Raw genomic sequence first — 21,338 nt, forward strand, 5'->3', positions numbered from 1 at the left:
GAGGGGGCGGATGGCCCTCTCCAAAACCGTTGGCGCCATGGATGGCGCCATCGAGCACCATGGAAGGGCTTTGGCGTGTTTTGGAGAGGGCCATCCGCCCCCTCCCCCACGTATCAATCAAGGCGCAGCACGGAGCGCTTGATAAACCTTACTCCGCCAACATCGCCGTCAGCTTCTCCCGCGCCGGGCCAGCCAGCTTCGGGTTGTCCAGCGCGAAACGGATCGTCGCCTCCACCAGCCCCAGATGCGTGCCGCAGTCGAAACGGGTGCCCTCGAAACGGTAGGCATCCACCTCTTCGGTCTTCAGCAGCTGCGCGATCGCGTCGGTCAGCTGGATCTCGCCACCGGCACCGCTGCCCGTCTGCTCCAGCAGCTCGAAGATCTTCGGGCTCAGCACGTAGCGTCCGACCACTGCCAGGTCGCTCGGGGCGTCCTCCGGCTTCGGCTTCTCCACGATCTGCGAAATGCGCCCCTTGCGACCATCAAATGCCTCGGTGGCAACGATGCCGTAGCTGGCAGTCTTGTCGTGCGGCACGTCTTCAACGGCAATCACGCTGGCACCACTGGCCTCGTTGAGGTCGGCCATCTGCTTCAGTGCGCCGTCGCCGCGGTTCCAGATCAGGTCGTCCGGCAGCAGCACCGCGAACGGCTCATCACCGATCACGGCCTTCGCGCACAGCACCGCATGGCCCAGGCCCAGTGCTTCGGCCTGGGTCACGAAGATCGCGCGCACGCCATTGGGCAGCACATGGCGGATCATCTCCAGCTGCTCCTGCTTGCCGGCGCGCTCGAGCTTCTGCTCCAGTTCGTAGGCCTTGTCGAAGTAGTCGGCAACCGCATGCTTGTAGCGGTTGGTGATGAAAACCAGCGTGTCGCAGCCTGCTTCGATTGCCTCATCCACAGCGTATTGGATCAGCGGACGATCAATGATCGGCAGCATTTCCTTCGGCACCGTCTTGGTTGCCGGCAAAAAGCGCGTCCCTAGCCCTGCCACTGGAAAAACTGCCTTGCGAATTCGCTTGCTCATTGGTGCCTGTTGGCCTCACGTGCCGGAAAGGGCACGACTTTAGCGGATGAAATGTAAGCATCCTGTTCGATCGGAGAGAACTCCGGCATCGTCGCGAACAGGACTTCCCTGATGGTGTCGGTGTCGTAGCTGCACACCGCTTCGCGCAGGCGCGGGACGTTGCCCAGCACCAGATCGCGCGAGAACATGCGCACACCAGCCTCAAGGATCTTCGGGTGCGCGGTGGCGCGGTAGTCTTCGTCCGAATAGAACAGCGTCTCGTGCAGCTTCTCGCCCGGACGCAGGCCGGTATAGATGATCGGGATGTCCTTGTACGGCTGCTTGCCCGCCAGGCGGATCATCTGCTCGGCCAGCAGCCGGATCGGCACCGGCTCGCCCATGTCCAGCGTGTAGATCGCACCGTGCGACGCCGAGGCGGCCGCCTGCAGGATCAGCTGGCAGGCCTCGGGAATCGTCATGAAGTAGCGGCTGACTTCCGGATCGGTGACCGTCACCGGTCCGCCACGCAGGATCTGTTCACGGAACAGCGGGACCACGCTGCCGGCCGAGGCCAGCACGTTGCCGAAGCGTACCGTGACGAAACGGGTATGCGTGGACTTCTGGTCCAGGCTCTGGCAGATCATCTCGGCGTAGCGCTTGCTGGCACCCAGCGCGTTGACCGGGTCGACCGCCTTGTCGGTGGAGATGAACACGAAATGTTCGACACGGGCCTCAAGGCAGGCGCGCGCCACGTTCTCGGTCGCCAGGATGTTGTTGCGCACGGCTTCGCGTAGCTGTCGCTCAAGCACCGGCACATGCTTGTAGGCCGCGGCATGGAAGGCGGTATCGACCGGATGCAGCGACAGCGCATGGCGGATCACCGCCGGGTCACCGCAGTCACCCAGTACCGCTTCGATCTCGACATCGGGGAAACTGCGGCGCAGCTCACCCTCGATGGTCAGCAGCAGCAGTTCACTCATCTCCAGCAGGATGATGCGGCCGGCGCCATGGCGCGCACACTGGCGGCACAGCTCCGAACCAATCGAACCGCCGGCGCCGGTCACCATCACGGTACGCCCACCCAGCCAGCCCCGGATGAGGCTCCAATCCGGGGTGATCGGCTTGCGACCGAGCAGGTCCTCGATCGCCACTTCCTTCAGCTGGCCCGGCAGCGACTGGCCCTGCAGGATGTCGCTGAGCTTGGGCACGGTCCGGAACGGCACGCCGGTGCTTTCACAGATGGCAACCACCCGTTGCATGCCTGCGGCGTCCAGCGAGGGCATGGCGATCACCAGCAGCTTGGCGGCGGTCTCGCGGACCACTGCCGGGGCGTCATCCAGGCTGCCGAGGATGGGCAGGCCCTGCAGCTTGGCGCCACGCAGGTGCGGTGCATCATCCAGCAGACCGACCGGCTCGAAGTTGCCGGAACGGCGCAGGTCTCGGACCAGGGTTTCAGCCGCCTGCCCGGCGCCCAGGATCAATACCCGGCGTGCGCTGGAATCCGACTGCAGTGCCTGATAGTCCTTCCAGGCCCGGTACAGCAGCCGCGGCGCGCCCAGCAGCGCCGACAGCGCGAACGGATAGATCACCAGTACCGACATCGGAACGCCATCGAAGCGCTTCCACATCAGTACCAGCACGATGCCGACCAGGCCGATGAAGCTGGCCTTGAAGATGTTCAGCAGGTCGCTGACGCTGGCGAAACGCCACAGGCCGCGATACAGGCCCACGCGCCAGAACACCAGGCCCTGCAACAGCAGCACCAGCGTGGTATCGACATTCCAGAGGGGCAGCGCCGGCGCGTTGGGGAGGATCGAGTACCGCCCCGCGTGGAGCAGCTGCCAGCATGCCCAGACCATGAACAGGTCGTGGCAGACGATGGCCGAACGCGGCATCAGGCCGAGAATTCTGTCCCGCCAGGGTGAAGCCATAAGTCAGGTAGTTCCTTGTCGGTGACGCAATCCATTGCGCAGGAAGAGCCAGAGGGCGCTCAGCGCAATGAACCACGCGATCGCCACGACAGCCTCCCACCTCGGCTGCAAATTGGAGCAGACATTAAGCACTGTAATACTGAACAGGCCCAAAGCAAAGTACATCCCTGTCACCTGGGCATGACTGGCTCCTGCCTGCACCGCCCGCTGGTAGACATGCTGGGTATGGGGTTCCATCCAGCGTTGCCCGGAAATGATGCGCGCCAGCAGCGTGAAGCCCGCGTCCACGAGGAACGCCGAGGCCGGCACCAGCAACAGGATCCAGTGGATATCGGTCTTCAGGCTCGCGATCGCCAGAACGACGGCAACCGCATATCCCAGTGCGCCACTTCCGACATCACCCATGAAGATCCGCGCCCGCGGGAAGTTGAACGGCAGAAAACCCAGGCAGGCCAGCCCCAGGGCCACGGCCGCAAGCGAATACGGCCAGGGCAGCACTGGCGCCAGGCCCAGCGCGACCACGATGGCCTGGCTGGCGGCAATGCCGTTGATGCCATCCATGAAGTTCCAGATGTTGATCAACGAGGCAGTGAACAGCAGCACCAGCACGGCCAGCAGCCAGCTGCCACCGTGCACCTTGACCAGTGCGGCCAGCAGTGCGGCGGCAATGAAATGCACCATCAGGCGGCGCATGGCCGGCAGCGGTCTGTGGTCGTCCCACCAGCCGATGCCCGCCACCAGCACCAGTCCCAGACTGGCAAGCAGCAGGCTCGGCGTTGCGGCGGGCCAGATCCACATCGCCACGCCCGCAGTGACCAGCAGGCTGATGACGATGGCGATGCCGCCGCCGCGCGGGGTCGCCACGCTATGGCTGCGACGCTCGCCCGGCTGATCCATCAACTGCTGGCGCAGCGCATAGCCCCGCGCAGCCCACGTCAGCGCCGCACTCAGCAGGGCCAGCCCCAGCAGCGCGCCCATCACGAGCCACGGCATGGATCAGAGCACCGCGTAGTTCAGCAGCGGCTTGACCGTGCCCCACTCCTTGCAGCTCGGGCACTGCCAGTGGTGAGTGCGTGCACCAAATCCACAGCGGGTGCAGCGGTAAGCGGGGTTGCGCACCAGCAGCTGGTCGGTGATGTGCTTGAGGTCGTGCAGGGTGGCGGTGGAATCGGCGCCCTCGGCCAGCGTCAGGTCGATCAGCGCGGACTCGCCACGTACCGACGGACGATCCTTGAGCTGGCGACCGAGGTAGGCACGGGCCGGGGCCACGCCCTCCTGTTCTTCCATCAGGCGGGTCAATGCCAGCACCGGCGCAATGCCGCGGTAGTGCTCGGTCATTTCCGAAAGGAAGGCGCGCGCGCCGCCCAGGTCACCCACCTTGCGATAGTTCTGCATCAACGCGGGCAGCAGCTCCGGCAGATACTCGGGGTCGTTGCGCGCGGCGCGCTCGAACGCACGCACGGCGGCCTCGGCGTTACCGGCATCCGTCTCCAGGCGCCCTTCGATGATGCCCGCGCGTACCGACATGGCATCGGCCTGGTAGGCACGGGCGATCGCCGCCCTCGCCTCTTCCAGCTTGCCGGCGCCGCGGAAACGCTCGGCCAGCTCGCATTCGAACTGCCCGATCAGCTTGCCCATCGGCTCGCCGGTCACGTCTTCGAAACGGGTGGCGTTGTCGATCGCCTTTTCCCAGTCCCGCTCGGCCTGGTAGATGCCGATCAGGTGCTTCAGCGCCTGCGGCGCACGCTGGTCCAGTTGCGCCAGCTCGGTGAACACGGTCTCGGCACGGTCCAGCAGACCGGACTTCATGTAGTCCTCGCCCAGCGCCAGCAGGGCCTGCACGCGCTGTGCGTCGCTCAGGTCATGGCGGTTGACCAGGCCCTGGTGCAGGCGAATCGCGCGATCCACTTCACCACGGCGGCGGAACAGGTGGCCCAGCGCGACCTGGGTCTCGAAGGTTTCCTTGTCCAGCTCGGCGATGTGCAGGAACAGCTCGATGGCCTTGTCCGGCTGTTCGTTGAGCAGGTAGTTCAGACCGCGGAAGTAGGTGCTGGACAGGCGGCTGACCTGGTTGTCACCGTGACGTTGACCGCCACGCCGTCCGATCACCCACCCGGCCAGTGCGGCCAACGGAACGAACAGAAAGAACCAGAACCACTCGGTGACGAAATCCATCTTCGATCAACGTCCATCAAAAGATTGGGGGGAAACACCCGCGGCCGGCGTGGCCGCCACGGACTTGTTGGCACGGCGCAACTGGCTGTAAAGCGGAATGACCACGCTCACCAGCACCAGACCGGCACCGACCACGACACCGATCAGCAGGGCAGCAATCAGCGCCACGCCGACGGACGTGTTCAATTGGGTAAACAGCAGGTTGATCGACATCGCGGTCATGTTGACCGCACCAATGATCAGCCCAAGGATCAGGACCGCCAGCAGGACCAGCAGACGAAAAACCTTCATGCGACAGCTCCAGTGGCAGGAGTCCGTAGCTTATCCGACTCGCGGCTGGATTCGCACGCGGTGGCGCGACGGGGCTCAGGCCGGATCGGCGTCCAGCGGCAGCACACTGCTGACCCGCTCGCGCAGTTCCTTGCCCGGCTTGAAATGGGGGACATGCTTGCCCGGCAGGGCAACCGATTCGCCGGTCTTCGGGTTGCGACCCAGGCGCGGCGGACGATAGTGCAGCGAGAAGCTGCCAAAACCACGGATTTCGATGCGATCCCCGGCGGACAGCGAACCGCCCATCATTTCCAGCAACGACTTCACCGCCAGATCGACATCATCGGCCTTCAGGTGCGCCTGGCGGCGCGCAAGGATTTCGATCAGTTCGGATTTGGTCATCACCGGCTCACATCAGGGGCATCTCAGCCTGAAACGGCCCGGGCAATGCCCGGGCCGTCCAGGAAACAACGAACAGCGTAAGGCCGATTACTCGGACTTGTTGCCGTTCAGCTGTGCACGCAGCAGCGCGCCCAGCTGGGTGGTGCCGCTGGAAGCCGAAGAGGACTGGTATTCCTCCAGCACTTCGCGCATTTCCGCGTCGTCCTTGGCCTTGATCGACAGCTGCAGGGTGCGACCCTTGCGGTCCATGCCCACGAACTTGGCTTCGACCTTGTCGCCGACCTTCAGGTGCTGGGTGGCGTCGTCAACGCGCTCGTTGGCGATGTCGCGCGCCGAGACGTAACCTTCGATGCCGTCAGCCAGCTCGATGATCGCGCCCTTGGCGTCGACTTCCTTCACCACGCCTTCGACCTTGGAGCCCTTCGGATTGGCAGCCATGTACTGGCCGAACGGATCCTGCTCCAGCTGCTTCACGCCCAGGGAGATGCGCTCGCGCTCCGGGTCGACAGCCAGGACGACGGCGTCCAGGGTATCGCCCTTCTTGAAGTTGCGAACGACGTCTTCGCCGGTGGTGGCCCAGCTGATGTCGGACAGGTGAACCAGGCCGTCGATGCCGCCGTCCAGGCCGATGAAGATGCCGAAGTCGGTGATCGACTTGATCTGGCCCGACACCTTGTCACCCTTCTTGTGGGTGGCAGCGAAGGTTTCCCACGGATTGGCGGCAACCTGCTTCATGCCCAGCGAGATACGGCGACGCTCTTCATCGACGTCCAGCACCATCACTTCGACTTCGTCACCAACCTGCACAACCTTGGACGGGTTGACGTTCTTGTTGGTCCAATCCATCTCGGAGACGTGCACCAGGCCTTCGACGCCCGGCTCGATCTCAACGAACGCGCCGTAATCGGTGACGTTGGAGACCTTGCCGAAGACGCGGCTGTTGGCCGGGTAACGACGGCCGATGTTGTCCCACGGATCCTCGCCCAGCTGCTTCAGGCCCAGCGAAACGCGGTTGCGCTCGCGGTCGAACTTCAGCACGCGCACGTCCAGCTCGTCGCCGACGTTCACGACTTCGGACGGATGGCGCACGCGCTTCCATGCCATGTCGGTGATGTGCAGCAGGCCGTCGATACCGCCCAGGTCCACGAACGCGCCGTAATCGGTCAGGTTCTTGACGACACCCTTCAGGATCGCGCCTTCCTGCAGCTTGTCCATCAGCTGCTCGCGCTCTTCCGAGTGCTCGCTTTCGACGACAGCGCGGCGCGAGACCACGACGTTGTTACGCTTGCGGTCCAGCTTGATGAGCTTGAACTCGAGTTCCTTGCCTTCCAGGTAGGCCGGATCGCGCACCGGGCGCACATCGACCAGGGAACCCGGCAGGAAGGCGCGGACATCCTTGATGTCCACGGTGAAACCACCCTTGACCTTGCCGCTGATGCGGCCGGTGATGGTTTCGTTCTTTTCCAACGCTTCTTCCAGCTCGTCCCACACCATCGCGCGCTTGGCCTTCTCGCGCGACAGGACGGTTTCGCCGAAGCCGTTCTCGATCGAGTCGAGGGCGACCTTGACGATGTCGCCTTCGGCGACGTCGATTTCGCCAGCGTCGTTACGGAACTGTTCGATCGGCACGATGCCTTCGGACTTCAGGCCAGCGTTGATCACCACGACGTCGCCGCGGACTTCAACAACGGTACCGCTGACGATGGCGCCCGGCTTCAGCTTGGCCAGGTTGGCCTGGCTGGCTTCAAACAGTTCGGCAAATGATTCGGTCATTAGATTTACTCTGTTGGACACATGGGTCGGTGGCGTCCCCTTCAGGGGAATGGCGACCGCCCGCCTGTTGGTCGACCCCGGAAACGCAGGTCGTGTGTAGTAGGAAAACCGCCACGCATCATTGCGCGACGGAGCTGGTACAGCACTGCTATGCGCGACCACCACCGATGTTGCTGGCAGTGCTCCCGCGCGAACGGATCAGGCAGCCGGAACCGGAAGCAGATCCATCACTCTGGCAACGACATCTGCGATGCCGATGCCTGTGGTGTCGATGAGGACAGCATCGTCTGCCGGCTTCAGGGGCGCCACGGTACGCTGAGCATCACGGGCGTCGCGGGCCATGATCTCACGCAGGAGGTCATCAAAGTTAACAGAAACCCCCTTGTCTTTCAACTGCTTATGCCGGCGCTCGGCGCGCTCCTCGGCACTGGCGGTCAGGAAGACCTTGTAGGAGGCGTCCGGGAAGATCACCGTGCCCATGTCGCGGCCATCGGCGACCAGGCCGGGCAGCTCCCTGAATGCGCGCTGGCGCTCCTTCAGGGCGGCCCGGACTTCGGGAATGGCGGCAATGGCCGAGGCCAGCGCACCGGTGGTCTCCAGACGCAGCTCGTCGGTGGCGTCGGTACCGTTCACCATGACCCGCATGGCCTCACCCTGCTCCACAAACTGAACGTGGGTATCGAAGGTGCAGCGGACCAGCGCCGAGGCGTCGGAGGTGTCGATGTCGGCCCAGCTCGCGGCCACGCCCACTGCCCGGTACAGCGCGCCCGAATCCAGGTAATGCCAGCCCATCCGGCGCGCGATGATGCGGCTGATGGTACCCTTGCCAGCCCCTGAAGGGCCGTCGATGGTCAGGACGGGAGCGAGTGGATTCATGGGGTTCCCAGAGCGTGTGAAGGGGTCATTCTAGCCCCTGTCAGACGCCCCCAACGGGATCTTTTGTGCAACCACTTGAAACCACGAGGAAAAGCCCGGTAGAATGGCGGGCTTGAACGAGCGTCAACTGCCGATTGTCTTTCGCATATCGCGGCCACGCTCCACCCGAACAACTACTGTTTACGCCGAGGTATGCCATGAAAGTCCTGTCCTCCCTGAAGTCGGCGAAGGCCCGTCACCGTGACTGCAAGGTCGTGCGTCGTCGTGGCAAGATCTTCGTCATCTGCAAGTCGAACCCGCGTTTCAAGGCGCGTCAGCGCTAAGCCTCACAGCCTTCGCGGCTGCGGCTGGCCCTACGCGGGGCCGACCCGATGCAAAAAGCCGCCTTCGGGCGGTTTTTTGTTTATGCGGCTTTTTCCTGCCGTTTTTGCTGTAATCGCCTTTCTTGACCACTGGGGAGTAGATCGAGATGAAGCGTTACCTGTCCGCCCTGGCCGTGATGGCCACCCTGGCCGCCGCCACGCCGGCGCTGGCCGACACCCTGCTTGTCGACCGTGCCCGCGAGAAGCCGGCCGGTGCCCTGCCCGTGCGCGGCCAGAGCATGCAACAGGTGCAGGCGCAGTTCGGCGCGCCGAGCGAGCAGCTGCAGCCGCGTGGCGGGCAGAAGCGGCAATGGCCGACCATCAACCGCTGGGTGTACCCGCAGTTCACCGTCTACTTCGAGAAGCAGAAGGTGATCGACGTGGTGGCCAACCAGGCGGACCCGAACGAAATCGGCCCGAAACCGCCGATCCGTTGATCCCTTTACCCGCCATGGGCGGGCCTGTGTAGCGAGACCATGAACCAGACCCTTCGTTTTCCTGCCGAGTGGGAAGCCCAGAGCGGCGTCCTGATTGCCTGGCCCACCGCCGATACCGACTGGGCAGACCGCCTGGGCCAGGTGGAAGAAACCTACATCGCCCTGGTCGCGGCCATCACCCGCTTCCAGCCGGTGCTGATCTGCGTGGCCGATGACGATGTGGAGACCTATGCCGAAATGCGGCTGCGCTCCAACCGCATCGACATGGACAAGGTCCACTTCACCACGGCGGCCTACGACGATACCTGGCTGCGCGACTCCGGCCCGATCACCCTGCGCCGCGCCGATGGCAGCTTCCAGCTGCTGGATTTCCGCTTCACCGGCTGGGGCGGCAAGTTCGACGCCACCCTGGATGACCAGCTGGTGGGCGTGCTCGACCAGGCCGGCGTGTTCAACAACGCCTCGGTGCGCAGCATTCCGTTCGCACTGGAAGGCGGCGGCATCGAGACCGACGGTGAAGGCACCCTGCTGACTACCTGGAAGTGCCTGCACGAGCGCCACCCGGACCGCGACCGGGCAAGCCTGAGCGCCGACCTGGCCGACTGGCTGCAGCAGGACCGCGTGCTGTGGCTGGACCACGGCTACCTGGAAGGCGACGACACCGACGCCCATATCGACACCCTCGCCCGCTTCGCCTCGGCTGACAGCATCGTCTACCAGGCCTGCGACGACGAGAGCGACTCGCACTATGCCGAACTGCAGGCGATGGGCAATGAGCTTGCCGCGCTGCGCACCAAGGACGGCCAGCCGTATCGCCTGTTCCCGCTGCCGTGGGCACAGCCGGTGATCGACGAAGGCCGTCGCCTGGCTGCCTCGTACGCCAACTACCTGATCGTCAACGGCGCGGTGCTGATGCCGGCCTATGGTGATCCGGCCGACGACCTGGCGCGTGACGTGCTGGCGCAGGCACACCCGGGCCGCGAGATCGTGCAGGTGCCCTGCCGCTCGCTGATCTGGCAGAACGGCAGCCTGCACTGCATCACCATGCAGTTGCCGGAAGGCCTGCTGAAGGCCTGATGGATGACGCCGGGCCCCGCCCGGCGCCGCTTTTGCAGAGTCGAGCCATGCTCGACTGGCTTTTTGTAGAGCCGAGCCCACGCTCGGCTGGACGCTTGCACGATTGAAGCAGACCACAGCCGAGCATGGGCTCGGCTCTACAACACCGGCCATTCAGCGCGCGACACGCCGTCGCCGCCCATCCGCGCTAACATGCTGGTTTTCCCCCGCAGGAACGCCCCGCATGAACTCGCGCAGCCCCCTTACCGTCGCCCTGATCCAGGAGCGCAACCACGGTGATGCCGCCGCCAACCTGGCGGTGATCGAAGCACGCGTGGCCGAGGCGGCTGCGCAGGGTGCCAAGCTGGTGCTGCTGCAGGAACTGCACAACGGCCCGTACTTCTGCCAGCACGAGTCGGTGGACGAGTTCGACCTGGCCGAGCCGATTCCGGGCCCGAGCACCGAGCGCTTGGGCGCGCTGGCGAAGAAGCACGGCGTGGTGCTGGTCGGCTCGCTGTTCGAGCGCCGTGCTGCCGGCCTGTACCACAACACCGCGGTGGTGTTCGAAAAAGACGGCACCCTGCTGGGCAAGTACCGCAAGATGCATATCCCGGACGACCCGGGCTTCTACGAGAAGTTCTACTTCACCCCGGGCGACATCGGCTTCAAGCCGATCGATACCTCGGTGGGTCGCCTTGGCGTGCTGGTGTGCTGGGACCAGTGGTACCCGGAAGCGGCGCGCCTGATGGCGCTGGCCGGTGCCGAGCTGCTGCTGTACCCGACCGCGATCGGCTGGGACCCGGACGACGTGCAGGACGAGAAGACCCGCCAGCGCGACGCCTGGGTGCTCAGCCACCGTGGCCACGCCGTGGCCAACGGCCTGCCGGTGCTGAGCTGCAACCGCGTCGGCCACGAGGCTTCGCCGCTGGGCGCGTCGGGCATCCAGTTCTGGGGCAACAGCCACGTGCTGGGCCCGCAGGGTGAGTTCCTGGCCGAAGCCGGCACCGACGCCACCGTGCTGCTGTGCGATGTCGATCTGCAGCGCAGCGAGCATGTGCGCCGCATCTGGCCGTTCCTGCGTGATCGCCGCATCGATGCGTACGGCGACCTGCTCAAGCGCTACATCGACTGAGCCGGAGCCCGCGCATGGCCGTCCTCATCCGTGATGCCGGCCCGGCCGACATCGACGCGATCACCGCGATCTACGCGGTGGAAGTGACCGACTTCGTCAACACCTACGAATACGACATCCCGGACGCGAGTGAGATGCTGCGCCGCATGCGCGACATCATCGACCGCGGCTTCCCCTACCTGGTCGCCGAAATCGACGGCCAGGTCGCCGGCTATGCCTACGCCAACACCTACCGCACCCGCGTTGCCTACCAGTGGACCGTGGAGAACTCGGTCTACGTCGATGCCGCGTTCCAGGGCCAGGGCGTTGGCACCGGCCTGCTGCAGGCGTTGATCGATGCCTGCGTGGCGCGTGGCTACCGGCAGATGGTGGCCGTGATCGGCGAGCCGACCAACGCCGCGTCGATCAAGCTGCACGAACGCTTCGGCTTCGAGCTGGTCGGCGTGTTCCGTGGCCTTGGCCGCAAGCACGGCCGCTGGCTGGACACCGTGCAGATGCAGCGCGCGCTCGGCGATGGCGCCGACACCGCACCTTCCAATGAATGAACCCATGACTGAAACCCTTTCCGAAACCGGCGACGACCTGTTCGCCGGCCAGCCGGTGCGCGTCGTCGAACGCGACGGCGTGCGCTACACCCTGCTTGGCACTGCCCACGTCTCCCGCGCCAGCGTCGAGGCGGTTGAAAAAGCCATCGACAGCGGCCGCTTCGACGCCGTTGCCGTTGAACTGGACCCGCAGCGCCTGCAGGCACTGAGCGACCCGGACACGCTGGCCAAGCTCGACCTGGTCGAGGTGATCCGCAAGGGCCGCGTCGCCCTGTTCGCCGCCAACCTGGCCCTGTCCGCCTATCAGCGCCGCCTGGCCGAACAGCTGGACATCGAGCCGGGTGCCGAACTGAAGCGCGCGGTGGAACTGGCGCGCGAACGCAACCTGCCAGTGCACCTGATCGACCGCGAGGTTGGCCTGACCTTCCGTCGCGCCTCGCAGCGGCTGGGCTTCTTCGGCAAGCTGAAACTGGTCGCCGGTCTCGGTGCTGGCCTGTTCTCGTCCGAGGAAGTGGGCGAGAACGAGATCGAGAAGCTCAAGCAGGGCGACATGCTGGAGTCGAGCTTCGGCGAGTTCGCCAGCGAGAGCCCGGCGCTGTACGAGACCATCATCGGCGAACGTGACCGTTACATGGCCACCCGCCTGCGCGAGGAACATGACCCGCAGCAGCGTGAAGTGCTGGCCGTGGTGGGTGCCGGCCACCTGGCCGGGCTGGCGCGCCACCTGGAAACCGACACCGAAGCACCGGCACCGCTGCGCGCCGAGCTGGAAGCGGTGCCGAAGAAGCGCAACATTCCGTGGTTCACGCTGGGCATCCTGGCCATCGTAGCGACCGGCATCGGCGTAGGTTTCTACCGCGGTGGTCTGGGCGTGGGCACCGAACTGCTGGCGACCTGGGCCATGTATACCGGCGGCCTCGCCGGCCTGGGCTGCCTGTTGGCCGGCGGCCATCCGCTGAGCATCCTGACTGCGATCGCGGTGGCCCCGTTCAAGCCCTTCCGCCTGAGCATCCCGACCGGTGCGTTCTCGGCGCTGGTGGAAGCACGCCTGCGCAAGCCGGCGTACGAAGACTTCCTGAAGCTGCGCGACGATGCGCAGAGCCTGAAGGGCTGGTATCGCAACCGCGTCACCCGCGTGGTGCTCACCTTCATGCTGACCAACATCGGCAGCATGCTCGGCCTGTGGTTGACCACCTTCAAGGTGTGGGGCAAGGTCGCCGGGTAAGCCTTTCAAGCGGACACAGAATCTGTAGCGCCCGAGCCCATGCTCGGGCGACGCCGCGACGCGGCGAACAGCAGCCGAGCATGGCTATGCCGGCCGTCCTGGCCGACACCCTTCGGGCCGTCGCAAGCGACGTTGGCAGCGGCTCCTGCCGCTGCCTTCGGCTACAGAGGAAAACAGACGCAGCGAGCAAAAAAAGGGGGAGGCCGCCCCACTACGACCGGCCTCCCCCACACCACAACACGTTGTCGCGCCCTGCGGTCGAGCAAGCTCGACCGCTACACCGGGGTACCCGCCACGACCTCCAGACCGCGGGCGCGGCGGATCAGCCGCGTCACGGCACTGCGAAGGTCATCCAGCACCGCATAGATGGTCGGCAGGAACAGCAGGCTGACCACGGTCGAGAACGCCAGGCCGCCGGCAATCGCGCGTGCCATCGGCGCGTACTCGGGGCCATTGCCGAACATCTGCGTATTGGTCAGCGAGATCGGCACCATCGCCAGGATCGCCGTGCCCATCGTCATCATGATCGGGCGCAGGCGCTCGCGTGAGCCTTCAACCAAAGCCTGCGTTCGGCCCATGCCGCCGCGCCGCAGGTTGTTGATGTGCTCGATCATCACGATGCCGTTGTTCACCACCACGCCCATCAGCACCAGGATGCCGATGAAGGACATGATCCCGAACGAGGTACCGGTGATCCAGAACAGCCAGAACACGCCGAAGATCGAGAACAGCACGCCACTCATGATCGCCGCCGGGAACAGAAGCGATTCGAACACCGCCGCCATCACCACGTAGATCATCACCAGCGCGATCAGCAGGTTGAACACCATCTGCTGCATCGCCTCGTCGTCGTTGCCGTAGTCGCCGCCATCGAAGGTGAAGCCATAGCCGGCCGGGAAGTTCATCGGCTTGAGCACGGACTCCATCGCCTTGCGGCCATCGGGTGCGGTGATCTTTTCGGCTAGGTTGGCCTTGATGGTCAGCGTGGTCTGGCGGTTGGTGCGGCCGATCTGGGTGGCCGACGAACCGACGTCGACGGTGACCAGGCTCAGCAGTGGCACGCTGCGGCCGTCGCCGGTACGTACGCTGAAGCCGGCCAGATCCTCGGGGCTGCTCTGTTCGGCACCTGCGAAGCGCACCCATACCGGTACTTCGTTGTCGCCGCGGCGGAACTCGCGCATCGGCGCACCGCGCAGCGCCAGGCCGACGAAGCTGGCCACCTGCTCGGCATTGAAGCCGAATGCGGCGGCGCGCTCGCGGTCGACACGCACCTTCAGCTCGCCGCCCTTCTCGCCATTGTCGATGCGCACGTCGCGCAGCTCGGCGCGCTGGGCCAGCAGCGGCACCACTTCCTGGCCGATCTCCTGCAGCATCGAACTGGAGTCGCCCACCAGCTGCACCTGCACGCCCTGGTTGCCACCACCACCGCCATCGCCGCCCTGGTTGCCGACGAAGTAGTCGGTGCGGGCCGACTTCGGAAGACCCTTGCGCAGCTCTTCCTGCAGCGCCTTGATGTCCTTGGCGTACTTCTCGTCCAGGGTGACCACGGTCGAGCTGCCTTCCTGCTCGCTGTACCAGGAATACACCTGCTTGACGTGCAGGCGCTCGCGGTTCTGGTCGATCCAGTTCTCCACCCGTGCTACTTCATCGGACATCTGGCGGTAGGTGTAGGCGCCCTTCCACATGTAGCCGATGAAAATGTCCTTGCCGCCGTCACCGCCGAACATGTCGATCTTGGTCAGCTTCATCGGCACCAGGCTGACCAGCACCACCAGCAGAATGCCGAGCAGGCTCCAGCCACGATGGTGCAGCGACCAGTCCAGCAGTTGCGCATAGCGGCGCTGCAGGCGCGCGATCATGCCGGTCTGCGAGTGCACCAGTTTGGGCGTGGCCATGCGCGCGGACAGCATCGGGATCAGGCTGACCGCAACCAGCCACGATGCCAGCAGCGAGACCGAGATGGTGATCGCGATCTGCGCCATGAAGATGCTGATGTTGTTGGTCTCGCCGAACAGGTTCGGCACGAACACGATGCAGTGGCACAGCGTGCCGGCGCTGAGCGCGATGGCCACGTTGCGGGTGCCGATGATCGAGGCCAGCCGCGGTTGCCCCGGCATGCGCTCGCGCTCCTGGTAGATGCTCTCCACCACCACCACGGCGTTGTCGACCAGCATGCCCACCGCCAGCAGCAGGCCCATCATGGTCAGGATGTTCAGCGTCACCCCTACGAAGTACATGAAGCCCAGGGTGATGGTGAAGCAGATCGGAATGGCCAGGGTCACCATCAGCGTGGACGGCCAATGGCGCAGGAAGAAGAACAGCACCGTGATCGACAGGATCAGGCCGACCGCGCCGGCCTCGGCCAGTTCCAGCAGCGAGGAGGTCACCGCCTTGCCCTGGTTGTCGATCACCTTGATCTGCACGTCGCGCATCGACGCTTCCGCACGGATCGATTCAACCTCGGCCAGTGCCGCGCGCGACACCTCCACCAGGTTGGCGCTGCGCTCCTTGAAGATGTCCAGGCCGACGGCCGGGTTGCCGTCCAGGCGGCGCCCATAGTTCATCCGCGCCGGCTTCAGGCGCACGTCGGCGATATCACCCAGGCGCAGGCCCTTGGCGTTGATCACCAGGTCACGCATCTCCTGCAGGTCGGTGATCTCGCCTACCGGCTGCACGCGCACGCGCTGGCCGTTGTCGTCGATCTGCCCGGCCGAGATCGAGAAGTTCAGCGTGCGCAGGCGCTCGCTCAGCTCGTTGATGCTCAGCCCGTGCGCGTTGAGCCGGTTCGGATCGATGGCGATCTCCACCTCGTTCGGCGGCGCGCCGGTGATGTCGACGCGGGCCACGCCGGGAATACGCTCGATGCGCCGCTTGAACTCGCGGTCGAGCATGTCATAGGCGGTGGTCAGGTCGGTGGTGCTGGCCAGGCGCACCTTCAGCACCGGCTGGTCACTGCTGGACCACTTGAACACGTTGTAGCGCTGCAGGTCGTCAGGCAGGTCACTGCGGATCGCATCGATGCGCTCACGTGCATCGGAAGCGGCAATCGCAATGTCACGATCCCAGTCACTGAACTCGATGTAGATCAGCGCCGCCTCGGAGGTGGCCGACGAGCGCATGCGCTTGATGCCGGTCATCGTCGCCAGCGACTCCTCCACCGGGCGGATGATGGTCCGTTCCACTTCCTCCGGGGTCGAGCCGGTGTACGGAATCTGCACGAACAGGAACGGCGCGGAGATGTCCGGCAGTGCTTCCAGCGGCAGCCGGAACGAAGCGATCAGGCCGATCACCACCAGCGACACGAAACACATGATGGTGGTGACCGGACGGCGGATGGAGAACTCGGCCACACTCATGCCGGTTCCTCCCCACCCGCCGCGTTGCCTGCGCTGCCCGGCTCGATCTCGCCGGCATGCTTGCGGCCGCGTTCGCGGTAGTAGGCATCGCCACGACGGTCCATCAGGTCGTACACCACCGGGATCACCAGCAGGGTGAGCAGGGTCGACACCAGCAGGCCGCCGATCACGGTGATCGCCATCGGGGCGCGCACTTCAGCGCCCTCGCCCATCGCCACCGCCAGTGGCAGGAAGCCGAACAGCGTGCACAGGGTGGTCATGATGATCGGCCGCAGGCGCGAGCGCGCCCCTTCCACCAGGGCCTCGTGCTTGGCCACGCCGGCCTCGCGCAGCTGGTTGACCTTGTCGATCAGGATGATCGCGTTCTTGGTGACCAGGCCGACCAGCAGGATCAGGCCGATGAACACCACCACCGAAATGGGCTTGCCGGTCAGCATCAGCGCCAGGATCGCACCGACCAGCGCCAGCGGGATGGTGAACAGGATCACGAACGGGTGCAGCAGCGACTCGAACTGCGAGGCCATCACCAGGTAGACCAGGAAGATCGCCAGGCCGAAGGCGAAGATCAGCGACTTCGCCGCCTGCGCCAGTTCCTCACCCTGGCCACCGATGTGCAGGCCGACACCCGCGCCCAACGGCTGCTCGGCCACCATCTGCTGCACTTCGCGCATGGCCGCGCCAAGATCGATGTCGCGCAGGTTGGCCGACACCACCGCCACCCGCGTCTGGTCGGCGCGATGGATCTCGCTGGGACCAGTGGTAGCCACCACCTCGGCCACCGCGTCCAGCGTGACTGGACGGGTGCTGCCCGGGTTGACGATCAGCCGGCGGATGCTGTCCACGCTGGCACGATCACCTTCCTGTGCACGCACCAGCACATCGATCTTGCGGTCGCGGAAGCTGTAACGGGTGGCGACATCACCGCGGACCTTCTTCACCACCACGTCGGCAATCTGGCGCGTGGTCAGGCCGAGCGCACCGGCGCGTTCCTGATCGAAGCGGATCTGGATTTCCGGGAAGCCCTCTTCCACCGTCGACTTCACATCGGCGTAGTGCGCGTTGCCGCGCAGCATCGCCGCCAGGCGCTGGCCGGCCACTTCCAGGGTTGCCATGTCCTGCCCGCGCAGCTCGATTTCCAGCGGTGTGGAGAAGCTGAACAACGCCGGCCGCGCGAAATCGACCTGTGCACCTGGATGCTGGCCCATGGTGTCACGCAGGCGCTCGGTGATCTCGGCCTCGGTGCGTGCATTGCCACCGCCTTCCATCACCACGGTCAGCTTGCCGATGTTCTCGCCGCTCTCGGTGGGGCTGGCATCCAGGCGGGTGCCGCTGCCACTGACGCCATACAGCGAGGCAACGCCTTCGCCCTTGCCATGCGCCAGCTGCAGCTCGCGCACCAGCGCGTCGGTCTGCTTCAGCGGCGTGCCGGCCGGCAGCTTCACCGTCATCTCGAAACGGTCCTGCGCCAGCTGCGGGATCAGGTCGGCACCGAGCATCGGCACCAGCGCCATGGTCGCCACGAAGATGATCGTGGCCACGCCCAGCACCTTGCCCGGGTGCGCCAGCGCGCTCGGCAGCAGGCGCAGGTAGCCACGCTCGGCACCGGCGTAGGGCTTCATCGCCAGATCGCTGGCCTTGCGCATCACCGGGCCCACCACCGCCACCACGCCGCGCCACAGTCGCACCACCAGCCAGGCCAGCGCGTAGAAGCTCCAGCGCGCGGTCGCTACGGCACCACGACGGCCCAGCGCCACCGGCTTCTGCCAGCGGTTCTGCGGCTGCCACGGTGCGTTCGGCGCTTCCTCCGGGAACGCCAGCGGCGGCCGTCCCTTCAGCGAGCTCAGCATCGGGATCAGGGTCATCGACACCAGCAGCGAGATCGCGATGGCGATCGCCACGGTCAACGCCTGGTCGCGGAACAGCTGGCCGGCGATGCCATCAACGAACACCAGCGGCAGGAACACCGCGATGGTGGTCAGGGTCGAGGCAACCACGGCCATGCTCACTTCGCGGGTACCGGCGATGGCCGCCTGCAGGATGCCCAGGCCACGCTCGCGGGCCTTGGCGATGCTCTCCAGCACCACGATCGAGTCGTCCACCACCAGGCCGGTGGCCAGTGCCAGGCCGCCCAGTGACATCACGTTCAAGCTGAGGCCGAGCTGGCCCATGAAGAAGAACGTGGCGATGATCGAGACCGGCAGCGACAGGCTGATCACGAACGTACTCCAGCCATCACGCAGGAACAGGAAGATGATCAGGATCGCCAGCAGGCCACCGATCACCGCATCCTTCTTGACGTCGGCGATGGCGTGCTCGATGAAGCGCGACTGGTCCTCGATGGTGGTCATCTCGACGTCGGACGGGAACGTGCCCTTGATCTGCTCCAGGCGCTTGCGCAGAGCCTCGGCGGTGGACACGGTGTTGGCGTCACCTTCCTTGTAGATCGCCAGTTCCACCGATTCCTTGCCGCCCAGGCGGATCACCGCTTCACGTTCCTTGTAGCCCTGGCGCACGGTGGCCACGTCCTTCAGGCGCACCGGCACACCATTGGCAACCACGCTGGAGCCACCACCGGACGATGCGCTCTGCGCCGCCGAGGCCGCCGCGATGGCCGCCGCCGAACCAGTCGACGCGGCAATGTTGAACATCTGCTGCAACGCCGAATCCGCAGCACTGCCGTTGGAGGCCTGGGTGGTGACCAGCAGGTTGCGGATCTCTTCCAGATCAGCGAACTGGTTGACGGTACGCACCAGGAAGCGCTGTGAACCCTCCTCCAGGCGGCCGCCGGAGATGTTGATGTTCTCGTCCTTCAGGCGCTTGATGACGGTGTCGATCGGCAGGTTCAGCTGGGCCAGCTTCTGCTGGTCGATGTCGACCTGGATCTCGTCCTCAAGGCCGCCACCGACCTTGACCGCCGCCACGCCGCTGACCGGCTCCAGCTTCTTCTTCAGGTCTTCATCGGCATAGCGGCGCAGGCCGGTCAGCTCACGGACCGCATCGGCATCGCTGGTCGGCGCCACCTTGTTCGACAGCACCAGACGCATGATCGGCTCGGTGGACGGATTGAAGCGCAGCAGCACCGGGGCCTTGGCCTCCAGTGGCAGGTTCAGCGCTTCCATCTTGTCGCGCACCTCCAGGCTGGCCTGGTCCATGTTGGTGCCCCAGGCGAACTCCAGCACCACATCGCTCTGGCCGGTGCGCGAGACCGACTTCAGCTTGCGCAGGTTCTTGACCACGCCGACCGCCTCTTCGACCGGCTGGGTGATCAGGGTTTCGATTTCGGTCGGCGCCGAACCGGTGTACTCGGTGCGCACGGTCAGCGTCGGGTAGCTCAGGTCAGGCAGCAGGTTGACCTTGAGGTTGCCCAGCGCGATCAGGCCGAACAGCAGCAGGGTGACCGTGCACATGGCGATGGTCACGCGGCGGCGGGTGGCGAATTCCACCAGGCCGCCGCGCATGCTGGCGGCGGCGCCGTCGCTCGCCGGCGAGGCACCGTGGTCGTGGCCCGGGGCGGTCATTGCTTGCTCCCGGCCTTGTCTGCCGGCTTGGCCGACGCTGCAACCGTCTTCGCCTTTGCCTTCGGATCGGCGATCACCTGCACTGCGGTGCCGTCGCGCAGGGCGACCTTGCCGGCGGTGACCACCTGATCACCGGCCGCCAGGCCATCACGGATCTCCACCCACGGGCCCTCGGCGTAACCCAGCTTGACCGGAACGCGTGCGACCTTGCCTTCGCGCACCCGGAACACCGCCGGCTCACCATCGTCGAGCAGCGCCAGGCGCGGCACCACCAGCGCATCGGCACGCTGGTCGTAATCGATGCGGATGCGCCCGAACATGCCGGGCTGCAACGCGTGCGCGGCGCCGTCGAAGGCACTGACCACGCGAAACGTGCCGCTGCCCGAATCCACCACCGGCGCGATGCGATCGACGGTGCCGGTGAAGCTCTGGCCCTGCAACGCGTCGGCGGCCAGCGTCACCGGCTGGCCGGCGCGCAGGGTGGCCAGCTCACGCTCGGGCACGTTGAGGGTGGCTTCCAGCCGCGAGTTGTCGACGATGCGGAAGATCGGCGTGTTGATCTGCACGAAGTTGCCGGTCTTGATCGAGCGCGAGGCGATCACGCCGGAGATCGGTGCCACCACCGTGGTGTAGGACAGCTCCAGCGTGGCCAGCCGGTACTGCGCGCGGACGTTTTCCAGGTCGTAGCGCAGCTGGTCGACATCGGCGGCGCTGACCATCTGCTGGCCGACCAGCTTCTGTGCGCGCTGGTAGTTGTTCTCCAGCTTGCGCATCTGCGCTTCGCTCTGTGCCACGGCCAGCCGCGCGCGGTCCGGGTCCAGGCGCACCAGCGGCTGCCCGGCGGTCACCCGCTGGCCTTCCTCGACCAGCACCGCCAGCGCCACGCCGGAGGTCTTGGCCACCACCTGCGATTCGGCACGCGGCTCCAGCGCGGCGGTACCGGTGTAGCTGGCCGCAACGGCGCGATGGCTGGCCACCGCCACTTCGACCGGGACTGCGTCAACCTTCTTCTCCTCCTTGGTCTCGGCGGCCTTGGCTTCGGAATTGGGCCCTGCGGCGCAACCGCCCAGCAGCAGGGAGGTGGAGATCAGCAGTGCGGCAGCGCAGATTCCGCTGCGACGGCCGGACGGGAAGATTGGGTGTGACATCGTCAGGTCCCTGGAGGATGCGTGGACAGGTGTGGTAGCAAAGTAATGCACCACTTCACGGCAACACCATATCCCAAAGGTCATGGTGTCTTCACGCCATCGGTCGGACCGACCCCATTTCAGCTA

17 protein-coding genes are annotated in these 21,338 nt (G+C 65.5%); 6 read left to right on the forward strand and 11 right to left on the reverse strand.

Going from position 1 to position 21,338, the window contains the following annotated elements:
* Window positions 1-148: 148 nt before the first annotated feature.
* From galU to cmk, 8 genes are all read right to left on the reverse strand, one after another.
* Window positions 149-1,027 (reverse strand): UTP--glucose-1-phosphate uridylyltransferase GalU, encoded by an 879-nt coding sequence (gene galU / locus ACJ7C5_RS12880; RefSeq protein ID WP_019661303.1) that lies wholly within the window; start codon window positions 1,025-1,027, stop codon window positions 149-151.
* Window positions 1,024-2,901 carry a polysaccharide biosynthesis protein gene (locus ACJ7C5_RS12885; protein ID WP_412704128.1) on the reverse strand — a complete coding sequence of 626 codons (1,878 nt, stop codon included), beginning with the start codon at window positions 2,899-2,901 and terminating at the stop codon, window positions 1,024-1,026. Before ACJ7C5_RS12885 ends, galU begins: the two co-directional genes overlap by 4 nt.
* 39 nt (window positions 2,902-2,940) lie before the next feature.
* Window positions 2,941-3,930: an MraY family glycosyltransferase gene (locus ACJ7C5_RS12890; protein ID WP_088025720.1), complete on the reverse strand. Its 990-nt coding sequence runs from the start codon at window positions 3,928-3,930 to the stop codon at window positions 2,941-2,943.
* Between the two features lie 3 nt (window positions 3,931-3,933).
* Entirely contained in the window at window positions 3,934-5,112 is a 1,179-nt protein-coding gene (lapB, locus tag ACJ7C5_RS12895; RefSeq protein WP_049447859.1) for a lipopolysaccharide assembly protein LapB, read from the reverse strand.
* Window positions 5,113-5,118: 6 nt separating this feature from the next.
* Window positions 5,119-5,403 carry a lipopolysaccharide assembly protein LapA domain-containing protein gene (locus ACJ7C5_RS12900; RefSeq protein WP_049447858.1) on the reverse strand — a complete coding sequence of 95 codons (285 nt, stop codon included), beginning with the start codon at window positions 5,401-5,403 and terminating at the stop codon, window positions 5,119-5,121.
* 75 nt (window positions 5,404-5,478) lie between these two features.
* Entirely contained in the window at window positions 5,479-5,784 is a 306-nt protein-coding gene (locus tag ACJ7C5_RS12905; RefSeq protein ID WP_005409286.1) for an integration host factor subunit beta, read from the reverse strand.
* Between the two features lie 87 nt (window positions 5,785-5,871).
* Entirely contained in the window at window positions 5,872-7,557 is a 1,686-nt protein-coding gene (rpsA, locus tag ACJ7C5_RS12910) for a 30S ribosomal protein S1 (protein ID WP_088025719.1), read from the reverse strand.
* Between the two features lie 198 nt (window positions 7,558-7,755).
* Window positions 7,756-8,433 carry a (d)CMP kinase gene (cmk, locus tag ACJ7C5_RS12915; protein WP_032130077.1) on the reverse strand — a complete coding sequence of 226 codons (678 nt, stop codon included), beginning with the start codon at window positions 8,431-8,433 and terminating at the stop codon, window positions 7,756-7,758.
* A gap of 197 nt (window positions 8,434-8,630) precedes the next feature.
* On the opposite strand from cmk, the gene ykgO reads away from it, so the two are divergent.
* The 6 genes from ykgO to ACJ7C5_RS12945 all read left to right on the forward strand — a co-directional run bounded on the left by ykgO (window position 8,631) and on the right by ACJ7C5_RS12945 (window position 13,190).
* On the forward strand, window positions 8,631-8,756 hold the full coding sequence (gene ykgO, locus ACJ7C5_RS12920) for a type B 50S ribosomal protein L36 (RefSeq protein WP_005409283.1): 126 nt from the start codon (window positions 8,631-8,633) through the stop codon (window positions 8,754-8,756).
* 146 nt (window positions 8,757-8,902) lie between these two features.
* The gene (locus tag ACJ7C5_RS12925) at window positions 8,903-9,232 is read left to right on the forward strand and encodes a hypothetical protein (RefSeq protein WP_005416228.1); all 330 of its coding nucleotides are present in this window, start codon (window positions 8,903-8,905) and stop codon (window positions 9,230-9,232) included.
* Window positions 9,233-9,271: 39 nt separating this feature from the next.
* On the forward strand, window positions 9,272-10,309 hold the full coding sequence (locus ACJ7C5_RS12930; RefSeq protein ID WP_412704129.1) for an agmatine deiminase family protein: 1,038 nt from the start codon (window positions 9,272-9,274) through the stop codon (window positions 10,307-10,309).
* Window positions 10,310-10,532: 223 nt separating this feature from the next.
* Window positions 10,533-11,420 (forward strand): carbon-nitrogen hydrolase, encoded by an 888-nt coding sequence (locus ACJ7C5_RS12935; RefSeq protein WP_005409280.1) that lies wholly within the window; start codon window positions 10,533-10,535, stop codon window positions 11,418-11,420.
* Between the two features lie 14 nt (window positions 11,421-11,434).
* Window positions 11,435-11,965, forward strand: a complete 531-nt coding sequence (locus ACJ7C5_RS12940; protein WP_049461887.1) for a GNAT family N-acetyltransferase — start codon at window positions 11,435-11,437, stop codon at window positions 11,963-11,965.
* Window positions 11,966-11,969: 4 nt separating this feature from the next.
* Window positions 11,970-13,190, forward strand: coding sequence for a TraB/GumN family protein (locus ACJ7C5_RS12945; protein WP_412704130.1), 1,221 nt, complete (start codon window positions 11,970-11,972; stop codon window positions 13,188-13,190).
* A gap of 275 nt (window positions 13,191-13,465) precedes the next feature.
* Here the strand turns inward: ACJ7C5_RS12945 and ACJ7C5_RS12950 are convergent, their stop codons facing one another.
* Genes ACJ7C5_RS12950 through ACJ7C5_RS12960 form a run of 3 tightly spaced genes read right to left on the reverse strand, consistent with a single transcriptional unit; the run spans window position 13,466 to window position 21,212 of the window.
* Window positions 13,466-16,546: an efflux RND transporter permease subunit gene (locus ACJ7C5_RS12950; RefSeq protein WP_094002317.1), complete on the reverse strand. Its 3,081-nt coding sequence runs from the start codon at window positions 16,544-16,546 to the stop codon at window positions 13,466-13,468.
* Complete coding sequence (locus ACJ7C5_RS12955; protein ID WP_412704131.1) at window positions 16,543-20,064, reverse strand: efflux RND transporter permease subunit; 3,522 nt, start codon at window positions 20,062-20,064, stop codon at window positions 16,543-16,545. The genes ACJ7C5_RS12950 and ACJ7C5_RS12955 overlap by 4 nt, the downstream gene beginning before the upstream one ends.
* Complete coding sequence (locus ACJ7C5_RS12960) at window positions 20,061-21,212, reverse strand: efflux RND transporter periplasmic adaptor subunit (protein WP_094002316.1); 1,152 nt, start codon at window positions 21,210-21,212, stop codon at window positions 20,061-20,063. Before ACJ7C5_RS12960 ends, ACJ7C5_RS12955 begins: the two co-directional genes overlap by 4 nt.
* Between the last annotated feature and the right edge of the window lie 126 nt (window positions 21,213-21,338).

The sequence above is a fragment of the Nocardiopsis yanglingensis genome (genome assembly GCF_045809185.1).
Taxonomy (GTDB): Bacteria; Pseudomonadota; Gammaproteobacteria; order Xanthomonadales; family Xanthomonadaceae; genus Stenotrophomonas; species Stenotrophomonas yanglingensis.